An 18,988-nucleotide genomic window follows, 5' to 3' on the forward strand; every position below is an offset into this window, starting at 1 on the left:
AGGGCGGCACCGTTTGCGCGGCGCCGCCCTTCTTTTGTCTGTGATGAGACGGATCAGAAGATTTCGAACAGACCCGCTGCGCCCATGCCGCCGCCGACGCACATGGTTACGACGCCGTATTTCGCCTTGCGGCGCTGGCCTTCGCGCAGGATGTGGCCGACGCAGCGCGCGCCGGTCATGCCGTAGGGGTGGCCGATCGAGATCGAGCCGCCGTTGACGTTAAGCTTGTCGTTGTCGATGCCCAGCTTGTCGCGGCAGTACAGGACCTGCACGGCGAAGGCTTCGTTCAACTCCCACAGGTCGATGTCCTCGACCTTCATGTCGAAACGTTCGAGCAGCTTGGGGATCGCGAAGATCGGGCCGATGCCCATTTCGTCGGGCTCGGTGCCTGCAACCGCCATGCCGATGTAACGGCCGAGCGGGTTGAGGCCGCGTTTCTCGGCTTCCTTGGCTTCCATGACGACGACTGCCGCCGAACCGTCGGACAGCTGGCTGGCGTTACCAGCCGTGATCGTGGTGCCCGGACCCATGACCGGCTGCAGCGAGGCGAGGCCTTCGAGCGTGGTCGACGGGCGGTTGCCTTCGTCCTTGGCGATCGTCACGTCTTCGTCCGAAACCTCGCCGGTTTCCTTGTTCATCACCTTGTGCGTGGTGCTGACCGAAACGATTTCGTCGTCGAAGATGCCGGCTTCCTGTGCCGCGGCGGTGCGCTGCTGGCTCTGGAGCGAATACTCGTCCTGCGCTTCGCGGCTGATGCCGTAACGCTGGGCGACGGTTTCTGCCGTCTGGAGCATGGGCATGTAGATCGCGCCGTGCATGTTCACCAGTTCGGGGTCGGGCATGACCCGCATTTCCTTGGTCTGCACGAGGCTGATCGATTCCTGGCCGCCCGCCGCGACGATCTGCATGCGGTCGGTGATGACCTGCTTGGCAGCCGTAGCGATGGTCATCAGGCCCGAGGAGCACTGGCGGTCGATGGTCATGCCCGAAACACCGATCGGGCAACCGGCGCGCAGCGCGACCTGGCGGGCGAGGTTGCCGGCCTGTGCGCCCTGCTGGAGCGCGGCGCCCCACAGCACGTCGTCGACTTCGCCGGCGTCGATGCCGGCGCGCTCGATCGCGGGCTTCAGAGCATAGGAGCCGAGCGTTGCGCCGGGCGTCGAGTTGAAAGCGCCCTTATAGGCCTTGCCCATACCGGTACGGGCGGTGGAAACGATGACTGCGTCACGCATGGTCATTCCTTAAATCTATCTGGTCGTTGAACGTCTGCTTCTCCCGGGGAGGGGAAAGAAATCAGACGAAATACATGGTCATCCATTCGCAGATCAGGGCGGGCTTGTCCTCGCCTTCGATCTCGATGGTGATCTCCATTGTCTGCTGCCACTGGCCGGGGCGCTTCTCGGTCATTTCGAGCAGCTTCCAGTGACCGCGGATCTTCTTGCCCGAGCGAACGGGGTTGATGAAGCGGGTTTTGTTGCCGCCGTAATTGACGGCCATCTTGATCCCGTCGACGCGCGGCACATCGCTGTTTGCGGTGAGGTAGGGGATCATCGAAAGCGTCAGGAAGCCGTGGGCGATCGTGCCGCCGAACGGCGTCATCTTGGCCGCTTCCTCGTTGACGTGGATGAACTGGTGGTCACCGGTCGCATCGGCAAACTGGTTGATGCGCTCCTGGCTCATTTCGACCCATTCGCTGGTGCCGACCTGTTCGCCGACCTTGGCTGCTACGTCCTGGGGGGTCATTGCTCGCTCTCCTCGAAAACTTGCTGAATTACGCGACTCCGCATCGCATTTGCGCGCGGACTCATGGCGCATGGAGAGGGGCTGTGCAACTGCCGCAAAGTTGCCGTTACGGCATTGGGGTGCTTACGGCGCCGCTTGGCGAGTTAGCTGCGGGCATCGCCCGTAGTCGGCGCGGATTTGTAAGGTCTGCGAGAGACAAGCCACTTCTGCGCGGGCCTCTCGAAACGGTAATGGAGAGCAGCCGAAACGATGAGCACAATCGCGAGGAAGGCGGCGCATTGCGCAAGGGTCAGCTGGCCATCGGCGCCAACCACAGCGATCTTGAAGAGGATGAAAAGGAAGAAGTGCGTGAGGTAGGTCGCATAACTCAAATCCCCCAGCCAGCGCATGGGGCTGCTCGAGAAGAGCTTTGCGATAACCCCGCCTGAAAGCGCGAGCGCGAGCAAACCGCTTGCCAATGCCAACGGCACGAAAGCGGTTTCCGGCACAAGCAACCATAGGCCAGCCGCGACACTCGCCATACATATGCCACCTGCTGCGAAGGCCATGCGTGCTCCTGCGCGGGACCAGCGTTGCCATATCATGCACAGCAGAGCGCCGACCGCAAACTCGATGAGGCAACGTATCAATCCCAGCCTTGCGATATCCTGGCCCAATTCCCGATGGCCGAAATAGGCAAAGACCCCGTGCAGCAATGCAATCAGGAGCGCTGCGATCGCGAAGAGGCCACCTGTGCCGATCCTGTTCCAGTGAAGGGCTGCGACGAATGCCGGAAAGAGCAAGTATGCTGCCAATTCTGTGCTGATCGACCACGCGGGATGGTTCCAACTCAGCTGGTCTGTGACCCCCCAGTTCTGGATCAGCACCAGGTGCATGGGCAATTCCGCGAAGGGATACATGTCGGTGCTGCGTTCGGTCATCACCAGGACGAGGGCAAATACCACCATGCCGGCAAGCACAAGCAAGTGGAGCGGCCAGATCCGGGCGATCCTCTTCCACCAGAAGTCGGCCGTTGCTCGCCAGCCGTGTCCCCTGAGCCGATGCCCGTAATTGAGCCACATCACGAAACCTGACAGCATGAAAAAGAGATCGACCGCAAGGTAGCCCTTGCCCAGGACCCAGATCGCTTCCGCAGATACGATCCCGGACATGGAAAGGCGTATATGATAAAGCACGACGAACCATGCGGCGAGCCCACGCAAACCGGTCAATTGGTGTAATTGCGGAATCGTTGGTCGGAGGGGCGGGGCGATCATGTCGCGAATTCCCGCTTGCTTTCGCGCCGCTCTGCCAGACGCTGTTTTCTGGCGCGCTCGGCTTCCACGCGATCATCATTCTTGATGACCGTCGCCAACCCGATCTGCAAAGCCAGAACCATGAGGATAAAAGGCTGGTAGGCTATGCCGACAAACAGAGCGCCAAGCAGGTAAACCAGTTGCACTTGCTGCAGCGAATTGGCCAGCGCACCCCATCGCTGCATATCGGGATCGTCAGATGCCAAGCCGCGCCTGCGCAATCGTTCCATCGCGATCAGCCCCGTGGCATGAAGCAAGATCCATAAAACGAAGCCGGGGATCCCTTGCTCGCCGAGAACTTCGAAATAGGCGGAATGGAATGCGCGGCCGCTTTCGCTGACTTCGCGTCGTTCGGTGCTCGTAACATTACCTTCGCGCACCTTTTCGACCGTTTCATAGGTGAAAGAGTTGCCCAGGAAGGAGTCGAACCCGCCTCCGAGCGGGTTTTGCGCGACATAGCCGATCGTCCATTTCCATACCTCGACACGAGTGGAGGCAGACTGGTCCGACTGGTGATCGACAATAGTCGACATCCGTTCCTGGTAGGATTGCGGAAGAAAAGGCAGGGAAAGCAGCGCCAAGGCTGCTGCAGCCGCCGCATATACGAAGCGGTATTTGACGGTGCGCATCATCAGTACGGCGAGAAAGGCGATGCAAAGCAATCCGGTTCGTGTCTGCGTTCCGATGGGCACCAGTAGAGACGCGGCTGTCAGGGCAACTGCAAACAGCAGCGCCGCCCTAGTCCCGCCGGGAAGAATCTTGCCATGACGGGCAAGCCACCAGACCAATGGTATCGAGGCGATACTGATGGTCGAAAGCGTACTGCCTTCGTAAATTCCCGAATTGCTCTTGGAGAGCGTAACCAGCACGCCGTAACCGCCGCCGCCGAGCAAGGTCTTGATGCCGCCCGATATCAATATGGTCGCGAGCGACAGGACACAGACATAGACAGCTGCTTCGAGCCTGAGTTTGGTACGCAGGACCAGGGGGAGGAACAAGGCGAAAAGCATCGACTTCCACACCCAGGCCCACTTCGATGCTGCACTTTCGGGAAAGTCTGCAATCGAAGTCGTGAATGCACACCAGATCAGCAGCGCCAGAAGCAGTCCCTGGCGCGCTGTGAATTTGCTGCCCTTCTTGTTGTCGAACATGGCCCATCCGACAAACGCCAGGATGAAGGTGATGAGAGACACTTTGAGATCGGGCAGGAAGACGTAACCCACCTGCTGCGGCACGACGATGTCGACGTATAGATAGGCCAGCACCCAGATGAAGGGTCGTCGCAGGCCCAGCACGACGAGAACCGCGAGAAAGGCGAGGATGACGAAGTCAAACATCGCCGCCGCGTCCCTTGTCACGGCGGCGGCGCTTGCGCGTGCCCGGCTTGCCCGGCGCAGGCGGCGGTGCTGCCAGCGGATCGTCGAGATCCTCGCGCGCAAGCAATCGCCAGCACACGAGCACGATCAGCCCGTGGGTCAGAAAAATGGCGAAATAGTCGATCACGCTTGGTTATGGCCCGCCCGTTGCCCGCAAAACGGCTCGCCACCCGGTAACAGCACAGGGTTGACGCGTCGTTAAGCCTGTTGTGTCACAGGACAACGATAATGACACGGGTCCTTCACATCCTCGACCACTCGCTGCCCCTCCATTCGGGCTACACCTTCCGCACGCGCGCCATCCTGAAGAGCCTGCAGGCGGCAGGGTGCGAAGTGCGGGCCGTGACCGGGCAGCGCCATTCGGCGGACGGGCCGCAGGTCGAGGAAGTGGACGGGCTGGTCTTCCATCGCACGCCGGGCACCCCGTCGGGCCCACCCGTGGTGCGCGAAATGCGCGAAGTGGCGGCGCTGAAGGAAACGATCGAAAGCGTCGCGTCGCAATGGCGTCCTGACGTCATCCATGCCCATTCGCCTGCGCTATGCGGCATGGCCGCGCTAAAAGCCGCCCGCAACCTGGGCATCCCGCTGGTCTACGAAATCCGCGCTTTCTGGGAAGATGCCGCCGTCGGCAATGGCACGGGGCGCGAGGGCTCGGCCAAGTATCGCCTGACCCGCGCTCTCGAAAACCGGGTCGTCAAACGCGCCGATGCCGTTTTCACGATCTGCGAGGGCCTGCGCAATGACCTCGCCGAGCGGGGGCACGACACGGCCAAGATCCGGCTTTCGCCCAATGGCGTCGACCTGTCGCTGTTCGGAGAGCCGCGTCAGCGCGACGATGCGCTCGGGACACAGCTGGGCCTCGGGAATGGTCCAGTGATCGGCTTCATCGGCAGCTTCTACGATTACGAAGGGCTGGACGACCTAATCGCCGCCATGCCTGCCTTGCGTGACCATCATCCCGAAGCGCGCCTCCTGCTGGTCGGCGGTGGGCCGCGCGAAGGAGCTTTGAGGGCGCAGGCAAACGCCTCCCCGGCGGCCGATGCGATAATCTTCACGGGGCGCGTGCCGCATGACGAGGTGGATCGCTATTATTCGCTTATCGACGTGCTCGCCTATCCGCGCAAGAAGTCGCGCCTGACCGATTTGGTGACACCGCTCAAGCCGCTCGAGGCCATGGCCCAGCGCCGGATCGTCGCGGCAAGCGATGTGGGCGGACACCGCGAACTGATCGAGGACGGGGTGACCGGCGCTCTGTTCGCGCCCGACGATCCGCAGGCAATCGCAACGGCTCTTTCCGACCTGATCGACAGCCGAGAGAAGTGGGATGCCATGCGCGAGGCAGGTCGCCGCCATGTGGCCGCGCATCACGACTGGGGACGCAATGTCGCGCGTTATCGCGAGATTTACCAGGCGCTGGTAGAAGCGGCAGCGCCGAAGCGAACGGGAATGAAGCAGGCATGAGCTACACCGAAGACAGCAGCATGACGCAGCGCGCATGGTTCCGCCCCCTGGTGGGATTGTGGTTCGCCTTCCTGCTGGGTGCGGGCACGCTGGGCGTGCTGTACGTGATGGCTCCCGCAACGCGCGATTACTACTTCGCGCGCACCGGCCTGGCCGGTTTGCACCCCTATTTCGAAGCGCCTGTCGGCATGGCTGGATTTGCCGCCGCCGCAGCCGTGGCCGCGCTTGTCGGCCTGGTGCTCGGGATGATTATCGCGGCGCGTCTCGCCAAAAGAGATGATGCGGACCTCGAGGAGGGCTGGGCCGACGAAGACGCCCGCGAGGAGGTCGTCGAAGATGAACCGGCGCGAAACCGTGTTCTCTCGGCCCGCGACGATATCGACGAGGACGGCATCGCCATTACCGAGACCGCGGAGTTCGTCGAGATCGATGAGCCGGTCGAGACCGAGGTCGAGGTTCTCGAAGAAGACGCGCATATCGACGCCCCCCAAGAAGAGGACGCGCCAACGCCTGCCCCCGTGCGCGCCGCCGAAGACCTTTCACTCGACCAGCTGACCGCGCGCCTTGCCACCGCGCTGGAAGCGCACAAGGCCGCTGAAGCCGCGCCCTCGCGGGACGAGGATACCGAGCAGGTGATCTCATTTTTGCGCCGCGAGGCCGAGCGCGAGGGCGGCGAATCGGTGCAGGATCCGCAGGCCGCGTTGCGCAGCGCGCTCGACAAGCTGGGCCGCGTCGGCAGGACCGACTGACCTCTCCACCCGCACCTGCCGCTACGTCCGCCGGGCGCGGATACGAATTCCTCTATGCTGCAATGCGGTAAAACGCCCTAAAACTTGGGCCGCGTGAAATTTTGCTACCCGTCCGGGCCATTGCAAAAGCGGTTTCGTGCCTGCAAAGGGATGGTTCGCGAAATTTTGGCAGTGCCAGATGCGGCGCTGCGACATTTTGACTCGCCTCTGTCCTTCCCTTCGGTCGGCAATGGAGACGGGTCCGGTTGGAGGACGCCTCGGCGCATGCAGGTTCCGCTTTCTTCTTTTCCCGCCCCCCAGGGCTTGTACGATTCCGCCAATGAGCACGACGCTTGCGGCGTCGGCATGGTGGCGCACATCAAGGGCGAGAAGAGCCACGACATCATTACGCAGGCGCTGACAATCCTTGCCAATCTCGACCATCGCGGCGCGGTGGGCGCGGACCCGCTGCTGGGCGATGGTGCTGGTATCCTCATCCAGACCCCCGATCCGCTGATCCGCAAATGGGCAAAGGCGCACGGGCACGACCTGCCCGAAGAAGGCGATTACGCCGTCGCCATGTGCTTCCTCCCGCAACAGGACGAGGCACGCGAATTCGTCGAGAAGCAGCTTGAGCGCTTCGCCGAAAAGGAAGGCCAGCGCGTGGTCGGCTGGCGCGATGTGCCCGTCACGCTCGACGGGCTGGGCAAGGCCGTCATCGATTCCATGCCGGTTATCCGCCAGTGTGTGATCGCGCGCGGCCAGAACTGCGTCGATCGCAACGCCTTCGAACGCAAGCTGGTGGTGATTCGCAAGCAGACGCTGAACCCGCTCGCCGCGCTGGAAGACAAGCACGGCATCCCGGGCCTCAGCAAGGCCTATATCCCGAGCTTCTCCAGCCGCACCGTGGTTTACAAGGGTCTGCTGCTGGCGAACCAGGTCGGCACTTTCTACGACGACCTGCGCGATCCCGACTGCGTCAGCGCGCTCGGCCTCGTCCACCAGCGTTTCAGCACGAACACCTTCCCGAGTTGGCGGCTTGCCCACCCCTATCGCTTCATGGCGCATAACGGGGAAATCAACACGGTTCGCGGCAATGTGAACTGGATGGAAGCGCGCCGCCGCACGATGGAAAGCGAACTGCTGGGCGCCGACCTCGACAAGATGTGGCCGCTGATCCCGCATGGCCAGTCCGACACGGCCTGCCTCGACAATGCGCTCGAGCTGCTGCTCACCGGCGGATACGACCTTGCGCACGCGATGATGATGCTCATGCCCGAAGCCTGGGCGAAGAACGAGTTGATGGATCCGGCGCGCCGCGCCTTCTACGAATACCACGCCGCCCTGATGGAGCCGTGGGACGGCCCGGCAGCGGTCTGCTTCACCGACGGCCGCCAGATCGGCGCCTGCCTCGATCGCAACGGCCTGCGCCCTGCGCGCTATTGCACCACCAAGGACGACCTCGTCGTGCTCGCCTCGGAAAGCGGCGTGCTGCCGTTCGCCGAAGAGGACATCACCCGCAAGTGGCGCCTGCAGCCCGGCAAGATGCTACTGATCGATCTCGAACAGGGCCGCATCGTCGAGGACGAAGAACTGAAGGCCGGCCTCGCCGCTGCCGAACCCTATGAGGCGTGGCTCGAAAAGGCGCAGTATAAGCTCGAGGACCTCGATCATATCGAGCCGGACCTGTCTGAAATCCCGCAAAGCGAGATTGCGCTGCTGAACCGCCAGCAGGCATTCGGTTACACGCAGGAAGACATCCAGCGCTTCCTCGAACCGATGGCCGCCAAGGGCGAGGACCCGATTGGCTCGATGGGGACCGACACGCCCATCGCAGTGCTGAGCCAGAAGAGCCGCCTGCTCTACGATTACTTCAAGCAGAACTTTGCGCAGGTCACCAACCCGCCGATCGACCCGATCCGCGAAGAACTGGTCATGAGCCTGCTGTCGATGATCGGCCCGCGCCCGAACCTGCTCGGCCGCGATGGCGGTACGCACAAGCGCCTGGAGGTGAAGCAGCCGATCCTCACGAACGACGACCTGGCGAAAATCCGCTCGGTCGAAGTGGCGCTCGACGGGGCCTTCCGCACCGCGACGATCGACATCACCTGGGATGCCAGCACCGGCGCGGACGGCCTCGCCATGGCGCTGAAGGAAATGTGCTGGGCCGCGACCGAGGCCGTGCTCGGCGATGCCAATATCCTGATCCTGTCGGACCGGGGCCAGGGGCCCGACCGCATCGCCATGCCTGCGCTGCTGGCGACCGCAGCCGTCCATCACCAGCTCGTGCGGCAGGGCCTGCGCATGCAGACCGGCCTCGTCATCGAGACCGGCGAAGCGCGCGAAGTCCACCATTTCTGCGCGCTGGCAGGCTATGGCGCGGAAGGGATCAATCCTTACCTCGCTTTCGAAACGCTGGAAGATTTGCGCGCACGCAAGCTGCCCGAACTCGACGCTGGCGAGGTCCAGAAGAACTTCGTCAAGGCGGTCGGCAAGGGCATCCTGAAGGTCATGTCCAAGATGGGCATCTCGACCTACCAGTCATATTGCGGCGCGCAGATCTTCGACGCCGTCGGCCTGTCGAGCGATTTCATCGACACCTATTTCACCGGTACCGCGACCACGATTGAGGGCATCGGCCTTGCCGAGGTGGCGGAAGAAACCGTGCGCCGCCACGCGCAGGCGTTCGGAGACAGCCCGCTCTACAAGGGCATGCTCGATGTGGGCGGTATCTACCAGTACCGCATCCGCGGCGAAGACCACGCCTGGACCCCCCAGAACATCGCCAATTTGCAGCACGCCGTTCGCGGGAGCGATCCGAAGAATTACGAAGAGTTCGCCAAGAGCGTGAACGAGCAGTCCGAACGCCTGCTGACCATTCGCGGACTGATGGAACTGAAGAAGGCCGAGCGTCCGCTCGACCTGTCCGAAGTCGAACCGGCGGCCGACATCGTCAAGCGCTTCAGCACCGGCGCGATGAGCTTCGGCTCGATCAGCCACGAAGCGCACTCGACCCTCGCCATCGCGATGAACCGCCTCGGCGGGCGTTCGAACACGGGCGAAGGCGGCGAAGAGCCGGAGCGCTTCCAGCCGCTGCCCAATGGCGATTCCATGCGCAGCCGTATCAAGCAGGTCGCATCCGGCCGCTTTGGCGTGACGACGGAATACCTTGTCAATTCCGACGACATCCAGATCAAGATGGCGCAGGGCGCAAAGCCCGGCGAAGGCGGCCAGCTGCCCGGCCACAAGGTCGACAAGCGCATCGGCAAGGTGCGCCATTCGACGCCGGGCGTGGGCCTCATTTCGCCGCCGCCGCACCATGACATCTATTCGATCGAGGATCTCGCGCAGCTGATCCACGACCTCAAGAACGTGCAGCCCGAAGCACGCATTTCCGTGAAGCTGGTGTCCGAAGTCGGCGTCGGCACGGTTGCCGCGGGCGTCTCCAAGTCGAAGGCCGATCACCTCACCATCTCGGGCTATGAAGGCGGCACCGGCGCATCGCCGCTGACCAGCCTCACCCATGCCGGGTCCCCGTGGGAAATCGGCCTTGCCGAAACGCAGCAGACGCTCCTTCTCAACGATTTGCGCAGCCGTATCGCGGTGCAGGTCGACGGCGGCCTGCGCACGGGCCGCGACGTTGCCATCGGCGCGCTGCTGGGCGCGGACGAGTTCGGCTTCGCCACCGCCCCGCTGATCGCGGCGGGCTGCATCATGATGAGGAAATGCCACCTCAACACCTGTCCCGTCGGCGTAGCCACGCAAGACCCGGTGCTGCGCAAGCGCTTCACCGGCACGCCCGAACACGTCATCAACTACTTCTTCTTCGTCGCCGAAGAGCTTCGCCAGATCATGGCGGAAATGGGCTTCCGCACGGTCGAGGAAATGGTCGGCCGCGTGGACCGTGTCGACATGCGCCGCGTGCGCCGCCACTGGAAGGCGCATGGGGTCGACCTGAAGCGCATCCTCCACGAGGTCCCGCTCGAAGAAGGCAGGTCGCTGCACCACACCGAAACGCAGGATCACGGCCTCGGCGCGGCGATGGACGTCGAGCTCATCAAGGCGTGCAAACCTGCGATCGAAAGCGGGCAGGCGGTCCAGATTTCGCGCGATATCCGCAATGTGAACCGCACCGTGGGCACCATGCTTTCGGGCCGCATCGCGGAAGCATACGGCCATGCCGGCTTGCCGCAGGACACGATCCGCATCGACCTCAAGGGCGTTGCCGGACAGAGCTTCGGCGCATGGCTCGCCCACGGCGTCACCATGAGCCTGACCGGCGATGCCAACGACTATGTCGGCAAGGGCCTGTCCGGCGGACGCATCGTCGTCAGGCCGCCCGAAGGCGTTTCGCGCGATCCGACCGACAATATCATCGTCGGCAACACCGTCCTTTACGGCGCGATAGCAGGCGAAGCCTATTTCGCAGGCGTTGCAGGCGAACGCTTCGCCGTGCGCAATTCGGGTGCGGTCGCAGTTGTGGAAGGTACGGGCGACCACGCGCTCGAATACATGACCGGCGGCGTGGTCTGCGTGCTCGGCAAGACCGGCCGCAATGTCGCTGCCGGGATGAGCGGCGGCATCGCCTATATCTACGATCCGGACGGCGCGTTCGACGCGCTGGTCAACCATGCGCAGGTCGATGTCCTCGACGTGACGCCGGGCGACGGAGAAGGCGCGGAAAAGAGCTGGGGCCACCCGCAGCAACGCGCCCAGACCGTCGACGATGCGGGCATGGGCGATCCGCTCTACCACGATGCCGAGCGCCTCAAGATCCTGGTCGAGAGGCATCATCTTCACACCGGTTCGGCACGCGCCAAGGCGCTACTCGACGACTGGTCGAACGAACTGAAAAACTTCCGCAAGGTAATGCCGCGCGATTACGCGCGCGCGCTCAAGTCGCTCGAGGAAGAGCGCGAGCAGGCGGCAATGGAGGCTGCAGAATAATGGGCAAGGAAACAGGTTTCCTCGAGTACGATCGCGAAGAGCGTGAGTACGTCGCACCCGAAGAGCGGCTGAAGACCTACAAGGAATTCACCCTCCCGCAGAGCCCCGATGCTCTGAAGCGCCAGGCCGCGCGCTGCATGAATTGCGGCATTCCCTATTGTCACAACGGCTGTCCGGTGAACAACATCATCCCGGACTGGAACCACCTCGTCTACGAAGACGACTGGAAGAACGCGCTCGAAGTGCTGCACTCGACCAACAACTTCCCGGAGTTTACCGGCCGCATCTGCCCCGCCCCGTGCGAGGCAGCCTGCACGCTCAACATCGTGGACAGCCCGGTGACCATTAAGTCGATCGAATGCGCGATCGTCGACAAGGGATGGCAGGAAGGCTGGATCAAGCCGCAGGTGCCCGAAAAACAGACCGGCAAGTCGGTCGCGGTGATCGGCTCCGGTCCCGCAGGCCTTGCCGCTGCCCAGCAACTGGCGCGCGCCGGCCATGCCGTGACCGTGTTCGAGAAATCCGACCGGATCGGCGGCCTCCTTCGCTACGGCATTCCCGACTTCAAGATGGAAAAGCACCTCATCAACCGCCGCGCGGTGCAGATGGAGGCCGAGGGCGTCCAGTTCCGCACCTCCAGCGAAGTCGGCGTGGAAGTCAGCTTCGAGGCGTTGAAAGAGAACTTCGACGCTGTCGTCCTTGCGGGCGGCGCGGAAGAAGCGCGCATGCTCGACATTCCCGGCGCGGAATTGTCCGGCGTGCGCTTCGCGATGGAATTCCTCACCCAGCAGAACAAGCGCAATGCGGGCGACGACGAAGTGCGCGCCGCCCCGCGCGGCAGCCTGACCGCGACCGGCAAGCACGTCATCGTGATCGGCGGCGGCGATACAGGGTCTGACTGCGTAGGCACGAGCAATCGCCAGGGCGCGGCCAGCGTCACGCAGCTCGAAATCATGCCCAAGCCGCCGGAAAAGGAAGACAAGGCCATGACTTGGCCCGACTGGCCGCTGAAGCTGCGCACCTCTTCCAGCCATGAAGAGGGCGCGGAGCGCGACTGGGCTGTCCTGACCAAGCGCGTGATCGAGGAAGGCGGCGATGTCGCTGGCCTCGAATGCGTGCGCGTCGAATGGAAAGACGGCCGCATGGTCGAGATCGAAGGCAGCGAGTTTACGCTGAAAGCCGACCTCATCCTCCTCGCCATGGGCTTCACCGGCCCCAAGCGCCGCGGACTGCTCGACCGGGCGGGCGTCGAACTGGATGCGCGCGGCAATGTTAAAGCCGACACCAACCGCTATGCCACGAGCGAACCCCATGTCTTCACTTGCGGCGACATGCGCCGCGGCCAAAGCCTGGTCGTCTGGGCCATCCGCGAAGGCCGCCAGTGCGCACGCGCGGTGGACGAAGAACTTATGGGGGCGAGCGAACTGCCGAGGTAAGCACCGGCTCCGTTCTTGGGTGAGAGCGGTCGCGATGCGACTGCCTAGCCCGATTTGGAGTAGGCTTCCTTGACCCAGCTTTTGGCCTCGTCATCGAATTCGGAAATGCTTTCGAGGCGAATCCTGTGGCTGCACATTGCGTTGTAGCTTTCCAGGCGGCCGGTCGGCTCCTCGCCTTTCAGCGCAACGCCTAGATCAATCCGCGTCTTGGTCGCTGGTGTAACGAGCGCGAATTGCTTTTTCCGCCTGAGGCTCACGCTCGCCTTCTTCGGAGCGATCTCGACATCAGGCCCGAGAGATTTCGCGAAAGCGACAATTTCCTCATAGAGCGGCCGTAGCTCAGCCTTCGCATCCGAATACTGCGAGGCGACGAGATCCACTTCTTCTCCCGTCTCGCGCGCTTTGGATGCAATCAGATTGGCGAAGCCGTGACTGATTCCGTGCTCCTCCTTGAGGAACTTGAGGATCGCACCATGTTTTTCATGGCCGCTCTTCCGGATGATGCCGATCCATTCAGCTAGCGGCTTCCCGGTCTTTTCGGGGATGTTTGCTAACATGGTGGCTAGCTGGTCTTCTGGTGAACTGCCCATTTTCCATTCTCCCATCTAGATTGTTTCGCGTAGCTCGACCAGCATAGTGCCATGGAATGACACAACAGGCCGCTTTGCAATTCCGGGTCGCTAGCGCATTTCCAATTTAGCCAGCACACTCCACACACTTCGCCACACTAGGGTCGTGTTGAAGCCGCTTCGCCGCGATCTCGTTGCCACAGGCGGTGCACCAGCCCCATTCGCCTTCGTCCATTCGTTCGAGGGCGGCTGCGATCCGGGCACGCTCGGCAACCCGGCGCCGCGCAGTCGCTTGCGCCATCGCCTGCTGCTGCATCGCATCCATCCGGCTCAGCCGACCCACGCTGTCCTGTTGCAGTTCGACCGCTTCGCGCGAATCCGCATTGGCAGCGTCCTGCGCGTCCAGCGCTTCGCGGCGTGCGATCAGCTTCCTGCGGGCCTCGGCCTCGGTCATTTCCTACTCCCTCATGGCAGCGTAAGAGCTGGGACCAGGTCTTTCAAATCGTCGATCCGGGCGGAAGCATGCCGCCTGACTGTCAACCGGGCTTTCGGGCAGTTTCTCTTTTAATTTCAGGAGTTAAGGCACTGGATCGTCGAGCGACACAGTGTCAACTTCGTCACCCGCCAAGCCGCCAGTCCACCGCCCCGCGCCCATGCTCCTCCAGGAAGGCATTCGTCCGGCTGAAGGGTTTCGAGCCGAAGAAACCGCGATAGGCGGATAGCGGGCTTGGGTGCGGGCTGGCGATGACGTGATGCGGCCCCGCCTTCAGCGCGCCGACGCGCTTCGCCTTGGCCTGCGCATGGCTGCCCCACAGGATAAAGACCGACGGCTCGTCGCGCGCGGCGACTGCCGCCACGCAGGCATCGGTGACAGCGTCCCAGCCTCGTCCGGCATGGCTGCCCGCCTGCCCTGCCTCGACCGTCAGCGTGTTGTTGAGCAGCAAAACCCCCTGCCGCGCCCATGGCGTCAGGTCACCATGGCCCGGCGGCGCGATGCCGCAATCGGCCTCCAGCTCCTTGTAGATATTGGCAAGGCTGGGCGGGACCTTCACGCCTTCGGGCACGGAAAAGCTGAGGCCCATCGCCTGTCCCGGCCCGTGGTAGGGATCCTGCCCGAGGATCACCACTTTCACGGCATCCAGCGGGGTGAGTTCGAGCGCCTTCAACCGGCTTCCGCGCGGCGGGTAGACGGTCTTGCCGGCATCCTCTTCCGCCCGCAACCAGCCGCCGAGACGACGCGCCTCCTCGCTCCCCAGCACAGGGTCGAGGACCGGCTTCCAGCTGTCGGGCACGCTCTCGCTCATGCGCGGCACTCTGGCCCCGCTTCGGTTGGCAAACCAGTGGCCCCTTCCCTACAATCCCCAATCGGCCTAAGGCGCGGGGCATGGCAGTTCACTTTCACGAAGAAGACCTCCCCGAAGGCGTGCTCGCAGATGGCCCGGTGGCCGTCGATACCGAGACCATGGGGCTCATCACCATCCGCGACCGTCTGTGCGTCGTCCAGATCAGCGACGGCAAGGGCGACGAGCACCTTGTGCGCTTCGGCCCCGACAGCACATACGATGCGCCGAACCTGAAGGCGGTGCTGGCGGACCCGGAACGCCTCAAGCTGTTCCACTTCGCGCGCTTCGACCTCGCCGCGATCGAATACTATCTCGGGGTCACCGCAGCGCCTTGCTATTGCACCAAGATCGCCAGCAAGCTGGTGCGCACCTATACCGATCGCCACGGCCTCAAAAACCTGGTCGAGGAACTGCTTGGCGAAAACATTTCCAAGGCGCAGCAGAGCAGCGACTGGGGCGGGCCCGTCCTCAACGATGCGCAGCGCGAATACGCCGCCAGCGACGTGCGCTTCCTCCACCGGATGCGCGAAGAACTGAACAAGCGCCTCGAACGCGAAGGCCGGATGGAACTGGCACAGGCCTGTTTCGATTTCCTTCCTGCACGCGCCCATCTCGACATTCTCGGATGGGCCGATCACGACATCTTCAGCCACGCGTAAGGGCAAGGCAGGCAGCAGGACCCCATGATACGTCGCCGCAAGCGCAGGATCGAAACGCAGGAAGCGCAGCAACTCCGCTCGCGCCGCCAGCATTTCGCTGCGCCCGGCGGCAGTCACGACAAGCTGGTCCACTTCCTCGCCCGCGCCCTGCCGATGGGCGTCGGCGTCCTCGCTGCGCTGATGGTCATCACCCCGCTCAGCCCGCGCGGCGAGATCAGCTTCCTGCTCGACCGCAACGAGGTTGCCGTGATTCAGGAACGCCTGCGCGTCGACAATGCGCTGTATCGCGGCACCGATGCCCAGGGGCGCCCGTTCTCGCTGACTGCGGATGAAGCAGTCCAGCGCTCAAGCGCGGAAGGGATCGTGCGGATGCGCGATATCGTCGCCCGCCTGTTGATGACCGAAGGCCCCGCGCGGATCAGCGCGGAAGGCGGCCAGTACGATATCGATGCCGAGCGGATCGATGTGACCGGGACCATGCGCATGGAGGCCGCCGACGGCTATCGCATGCGCGCCAGCGGCGTCTCCGTCGAACTCGATACCAAGACGGTGACCGGCGCGGGCGGCGTCGAAGGCGCGGTGCCTGCCGGCACGTTCAGCGCCAATCGCCTCGATGCCGATCTTGCGGCAAGGACTGTAACCCTATCGGGCGAAGCGCGCTTGCGCATGGAACCCGGAAAGCTGAGAATGCCATGATGAAGCAGCACCTGCCCGCCATGACCAAATCGCTCCTCGCCGGATTCGCGCTTACATGCGCGGCGCTGGGCGGGATGCAGTTAAACGCGCAGGCCATCGCCAGCCACAATTCGAACGCGCCGGTGTCCTTCGATGCCGGGCGGATCGAATTGCAGGACCGGCAGAACCGCGTGGTCCTTTCGGGCGCAGTGCGCATCACGCAAGCCGGCCTCACGCTGAACGCAGCGCGCACCGTCGTCGATTACAGCGATGCCGGAACGCTGGAAATCCAGCGCATCCTGGCCACCGGCGGCGTGACCGTGTCGCGCGGCAATGAACGCGCGAGCGGTGATACGGCGGTCTATGATTTCAACCGCCGGATCATCACCATGGCCGGCAATGTCAGCCTCAATCGCGGGACCGATCGCCTGAACGGCGGACGTCTGGTGATCGACCTGGCGAGCGGAGTGTCGAGCGTCGATGGTCGGGCCAGCGGGTCCTCCTCGGTGACGGGCGACACCCAGCAATCGGGCGGCCGCGTCACGGGCACTTTCTCCGTCCCGCAAGACTGATGCGCCGCGCCCTGCTGGCGCTGACAGGGCATCGCTCCGGCGAAATCGGGACGCTGACCGAAAGGCAGTGGCACTCGCTCGACCGGCTTGCATCGGGGCATCGCTTGCAGCCGCATTTGCACGGCAAGCTGGTTCGCAAGGAAATAGAGGCGGAGGTGCCCGGCGATATCGCGCAAGGCTGGCAGGAAGCGCACCGCTTCAACGCGCTCGACCAGCTCGTGCAACGGCGGGCGCTGGCGCAAGTCACAGAGACGTTGGGCGAACGCGGCATCGCGACCGTCGCGCTCAAGGGGGCTGCGCTCGCGTGGAGCGTCTGGCCCTCACCTGCCGAACGGGTCATGCGCGATATTGATGTGCTGGTCCCGCAAGCTCGGGCGACGCAGGCCTATCGGGCGCTTCGCGACGCGGGATGGCAGGCTCCGCAGGCGGACAGCGAATTGCTGGACCGCATGGCAAGCGAGGAAACGCACTTGCCCCCGCTGTTCTCGCCGGACGGGGTGATGTGCGAAGTGCACGCCCACGCCTGGGCCAGCGCGCCGCTGGCGAGTGTGGCGATGCCGCCATGCGATGACGCTGGAATTTTTGCGCGAGCCCGGCAGGACGAGGTGGTCAGCATGATGGTGCCCGGCGACGAGGACATGCTCGTCCACCTGGTGGTCCATTGCGCAGTGTCCCACCTGTTCAATGTCGGGCCGCTCGGACTGATAGACATCGACCTTTTCGTTGCCGAACGGGAGATCGACTGGGCTGCGTTCTGGCAGCGCGCGCAAGGTGAGGGCTTCGCACGCCCGGCCGCGCTGGTCTTTGCCCTGGTGGACCGGTGGGTGCGACCCGGCTTTCAGGAGAACACCAGCTGTCCGATCCTTGCCGACGCCGCGCTGCTCGACCGGGTCGAGGACCTGCTCGTTCAGGACCCCGCTGCGCGGAAGGACATCAACGCGATTGCCGGGCTGGCAAACGGAGAACGAGGTACGCGCCTGAAAGTGGCACCGCTCGACCAGGCGGAGGGCTCGACAGGGTTCCGGCGTCTCGGGCGCCTCGCGACTCGCGGCGCATCATTGGCAGGCACGCTGGTGAACAGGCAGAGCAGGAATGACGGGCTTGCGACGGCCGAACTGGCCCGCTGGCTGTCCTCAGACTAGCGTCGCGCGGCCAATCTGGCGAGGTTCGTGAGGCCTTGGGCAAGCAGCAGTTCCGCCGCTTGGCTGTTCGACAACAGGTCGCGGTGCAGCTTGGTCAGGCCGTTGGTCAGGCGGTCGAGCTTGGGCCCGCGCCAGCGATTGACCTGGTCGGCAATATCGCGCTCTTCCTTCCAGAAGATGCCGAGCCGGGCCTTCTGGCCCTTGTCGAGATCCTGGTATCGGCGATTGCCGAGCGCAGCCGAAATGCGGGCGAGTTGTGCGGCGCGGCGTTCGATGGCGAGCAAGGTGCCGACGGGATTGAGGCCGACCTGCTTCATCCGCGCGATCTCGCCGCCCACCTTGCCGGTCTGGCCGCCGAGAACCGCATTGACAAGGCTGGCGAAGCCATCCTCCTCGCTGGCCGCGCCGATGGCATCGAGATGCTCCATCGTGCCGGGGCGAGGCGATTGCGCGGTGGCATCGAGATAGGTCGCCAGCTTGGTGACCTCGCTCTGCGCAAGCCGCACGTCGAGATTGGCACCGCGGGCAATCCGTTCGGCCACCGCCTGGTCGAGGCGCACGCCGGCCGCATCGCCCATCGCCCGCACGGACTGCGTCACCGAGCGCAAATCGGGCGGATAGAACATCGCGACGACCGCATCCTTGCGCTTCTCGAGCAGCTTCGCCGTGCGCGATTTATCTGTGGCCGAAGTCGCGACGACGATGACCGGGCACGCTTCGCCCGCGCCCATCTCGCCCGTCTTGATCAGCGTTTCGAGCGCGGCATGGGCTTCGTCGCCTGTGACCCGGGACCAGATATGGCGCGTGTCCCCGAAGAGGGAGGAAGAGCGCGCCTCGTCGCCCAGTCTGGCGGGATCGGCGCGAAGCTCTGCGCCGGGTATCTCTACCCGCTCTCCGGCATCTGGCAGGGCTGCTACAAGCTCCCGAGCAGCGGCGCTGGCACCAGCTTCATCCTGGCCGCAGAAGAAGAAGATGGAGCAATCCTTCGCGAGGCCCTGCAGCTTCGCAGCGAATTCGTTGCCCCTGACCTTCACGCCCCGGC

Annotated in this window: 17 protein-coding genes; 8 read left to right on the forward strand and 9 right to left on the reverse strand. The window is 63.8% G+C overall.

The annotated features are described in order from the left end of the window. Nucleotides 1-53: 53 nt before the first annotated feature. The 5 genes from BM173_RS01900 to BM173_RS14515 form a co-directional block, all read right to left on the reverse strand. Nucleotides 54-1,232 (reverse strand): acetyl-CoA C-acyltransferase, encoded by a 1,179-nt coding sequence (locus BM173_RS01900; RefSeq protein WP_090478344.1) that lies wholly within the window; start codon nt 1,230-1,232, stop codon nt 54-56. A gap of 61 nt (nt 1,233-1,293) precedes the next feature. Beyond that, nucleotides 1,294-1,743, reverse strand: a complete 450-nt coding sequence (locus BM173_RS01905; protein WP_090476800.1) for a MaoC family dehydratase — start codon at nt 1,741-1,743, stop codon at nt 1,294-1,296. 143 nt (nt 1,744-1,886) lie between these two features. Then, a complete protein-coding gene (locus BM173_RS01910) occupies nt 1,887-2,954 on the reverse strand; it encodes an acyltransferase family protein (protein ID WP_245755726.1) in 1,068 nt (355 codons plus the stop codon). A 41-nt stretch (nt 2,955-2,995) separates the two neighbouring features. After that, nucleotides 2,996-4,375 carry a putative O-glycosylation ligase, exosortase A system-associated gene (locus BM173_RS01915; RefSeq protein ID WP_090476802.1) on the reverse strand — a complete coding sequence of 460 codons (1,380 nt, stop codon included), beginning with the start codon at nt 4,373-4,375 and terminating at the stop codon, nt 2,996-2,998. After that, entirely contained in the window at nt 4,368-4,541 is a 174-nt protein-coding gene (locus BM173_RS14515; RefSeq protein WP_177201757.1) for a hypothetical protein, read from the reverse strand. The genes BM173_RS01915 and BM173_RS14515 overlap by 8 nt, the downstream gene beginning before the upstream one ends. Before the next feature lie 101 nt (nt 4,542-4,642). Between BM173_RS14515 and BM173_RS01920 the strand changes: the two genes are divergently transcribed. From BM173_RS01920 to BM173_RS01935, 4 genes are all read left to right on the forward strand, one after another. Continuing rightward, nucleotides 4,643-5,875, forward strand: a complete 1,233-nt coding sequence (locus tag BM173_RS01920; protein ID WP_090476804.1) for a TIGR04063 family PEP-CTERM/XrtA system glycosyltransferase — start codon at nt 4,643-4,645, stop codon at nt 5,873-5,875. Further along, nucleotides 5,872-6,624 (forward strand): hypothetical protein, encoded by a 753-nt coding sequence (locus BM173_RS01925; RefSeq protein ID WP_090476806.1) that lies wholly within the window; start codon nt 5,872-5,874, stop codon nt 6,622-6,624. The genes BM173_RS01920 and BM173_RS01925 overlap by 4 nt, the downstream gene beginning before the upstream one ends. Before the next feature lie 264 nt (nt 6,625-6,888). Next, the gene (gltB, locus tag BM173_RS01930) at nt 6,889-11,550 is read left to right on the forward strand and encodes a glutamate synthase large subunit (protein ID WP_090476808.1); all 4,662 of its coding nucleotides are present in this window, start codon (nt 6,889-6,891) and stop codon (nt 11,548-11,550) included. Next, on the forward strand, nt 11,550-12,986 hold the full coding sequence (locus BM173_RS01935; RefSeq protein WP_090476810.1) for a glutamate synthase subunit beta: 1,437 nt from the start codon (nt 11,550-11,552) through the stop codon (nt 12,984-12,986). Before gltB ends, BM173_RS01935 begins: the two co-directional genes overlap by 1 nt. A gap of 44 nt (nt 12,987-13,030) precedes the next feature. Here BM173_RS01935 and BM173_RS01940 read toward each other — a convergent pair whose 3' ends face one another. The 3 genes from BM173_RS01940 to BM173_RS01950 all read right to left on the reverse strand — a co-directional run bounded on the left by BM173_RS01940 (nt 13,031) and on the right by BM173_RS01950 (nt 14,859). Continuing rightward, a complete protein-coding gene (locus BM173_RS01940; protein ID WP_090478350.1) occupies nt 13,031-13,576 on the reverse strand; it encodes a DUF4287 domain-containing protein in 546 nt (181 codons plus the stop codon). Nucleotides 13,577-13,682: 106 nt separating this feature from the next. Further along, nucleotides 13,683-14,009 (reverse strand): molecular chaperone DnaK, encoded by a 327-nt coding sequence (locus tag BM173_RS01945; RefSeq protein ID WP_090476812.1) that lies wholly within the window; start codon nt 14,007-14,009, stop codon nt 13,683-13,685. A gap of 163 nt (nt 14,010-14,172) precedes the next feature. Then, nucleotides 14,173-14,859 (reverse strand): uracil-DNA glycosylase, encoded by a 687-nt coding sequence (locus BM173_RS01950; RefSeq protein WP_090476814.1) that lies wholly within the window; start codon nt 14,857-14,859, stop codon nt 14,173-14,175. Nucleotides 14,860-14,939: 80 nt separating this feature from the next. Here BM173_RS01950 and BM173_RS01955 point away from each other — a divergent pair, with 80 nt between their 5' ends. From BM173_RS01955 to BM173_RS01970, 4 genes are read left to right on the forward strand one after another with little or no spacing between them, the layout of a single operon-like run. Further along, entirely contained in the window at nt 14,940-15,557 is a 618-nt protein-coding gene (locus BM173_RS01955; RefSeq protein ID WP_090476815.1) for a ribonuclease D, read from the forward strand. A gap of 24 nt (nt 15,558-15,581) precedes the next feature. Then, a complete protein-coding gene (lptC, locus tag BM173_RS01960) occupies nt 15,582-16,253 on the forward strand; it encodes an LPS export ABC transporter periplasmic protein LptC (RefSeq protein WP_090476817.1) in 672 nt (223 codons plus the stop codon). After that, nucleotides 16,253-16,804, forward strand: coding sequence for an LptA/OstA family protein (locus BM173_RS01965; protein ID WP_090478353.1), 552 nt, complete (start codon nt 16,253-16,255; stop codon nt 16,802-16,804). The genes lptC and BM173_RS01965 overlap by 1 nt, the downstream gene beginning before the upstream one ends. Beyond that, nucleotides 16,804-17,946, forward strand: a complete 1,143-nt coding sequence (locus BM173_RS01970) for a nucleotidyltransferase domain-containing protein (RefSeq protein WP_090476819.1) — start codon at nt 16,804-16,806, stop codon at nt 17,944-17,946. Before BM173_RS01965 ends, BM173_RS01970 begins: the two co-directional genes overlap by 1 nt. On the opposite strand, the gene holA is transcribed toward BM173_RS01970, so the two are convergent. After that, a complete protein-coding gene (gene holA, locus BM173_RS01975; protein WP_090476821.1) occupies nt 17,943-18,980 on the reverse strand; it encodes a DNA polymerase III subunit delta in 1,038 nt (345 codons plus the stop codon). The two genes, BM173_RS01970 and holA, sit on opposite strands and share 4 nt — an antisense overlap. Nucleotides 18,981-18,988 lie beyond the last annotated feature (8 nt).

This window comes from Qipengyuania nanhaisediminis (assembly GCF_900115585.1).
Lineage (GTDB): Bacteria > Pseudomonadota > Alphaproteobacteria > Sphingomonadales > Sphingomonadaceae > Qipengyuania > Qipengyuania nanhaisediminis.

Coding starts and splice junctions, on each gene's coding strand:
- BM173_RS01900 (WP_090478344.1), bottom strand. CDS start 1,232: ATGCGTGACGCAGTCATCGTTTCCACCGCCCGTACCGGTATGGGCAAG.
- BM173_RS01905 (WP_090476800.1), bottom strand. CDS start 1,743: ATGACCCCCCAGGACGTAGCAGCCAAGGTCGGCGAACAGGTCGGCACC.
- BM173_RS01915 (WP_090476802.1), bottom strand. CDS start 4,375: ATGTTTGACTTCGTCATCCTCGCCTTTCTCGCGGTTCTCGTCGTGCTG.
- BM173_RS01920 (WP_090476804.1), top strand. CDS start 4,643: ATGACACGGGTCCTTCACATCCTCGACCACTCGCTGCCCCTCCATTCG.
- BM173_RS01925 (WP_090476806.1), top strand. CDS start 5,872: ATGAGCTACACCGAAGACAGCAGCATGACGCAGCGCGCATGGTTCCGC.
- gltB (WP_090476808.1), top strand. CDS start 6,889: ATGCAGGTTCCGCTTTCTTCTTTTCCCGCCCCCCAGGGCTTGTACGAT.
- BM173_RS01935 (WP_090476810.1), top strand. CDS start 11,550: ATGGGCAAGGAAACAGGTTTCCTCGAGTACGATCGCGAAGAGCGTGAG.
- BM173_RS01940 (WP_090478350.1), bottom strand. CDS start 13,576: ATGGGCAGTTCACCAGAAGACCAGCTAGCCACCATGTTAGCAAACATC.
- BM173_RS01945 (WP_090476812.1), bottom strand. CDS start 14,009: ATGACCGAGGCCGAGGCCCGCAGGAAGCTGATCGCACGCCGCGAAGCG.
- BM173_RS01950 (WP_090476814.1), bottom strand. CDS start 14,859: ATGAGCGAGAGCGTGCCCGACAGCTGGAAGCCGGTCCTCGACCCTGTG.
- BM173_RS01955 (WP_090476815.1), top strand. CDS start 14,940: ATGGCAGTTCACTTTCACGAAGAAGACCTCCCCGAAGGCGTGCTCGCA.
- lptC (WP_090476817.1), top strand. CDS start 15,582: ATGATACGTCGCCGCAAGCGCAGGATCGAAACGCAGGAAGCGCAGCAA.
- BM173_RS01965 (WP_090478353.1), top strand. CDS start 16,253: ATGAAGCAGCACCTGCCCGCCATGACCAAATCGCTCCTCGCCGGATTC.
- BM173_RS01970 (WP_090476819.1), top strand. CDS start 16,804: ATGCGCCGCGCCCTGCTGGCGCTGACAGGGCATCGCTCCGGCGAAATC.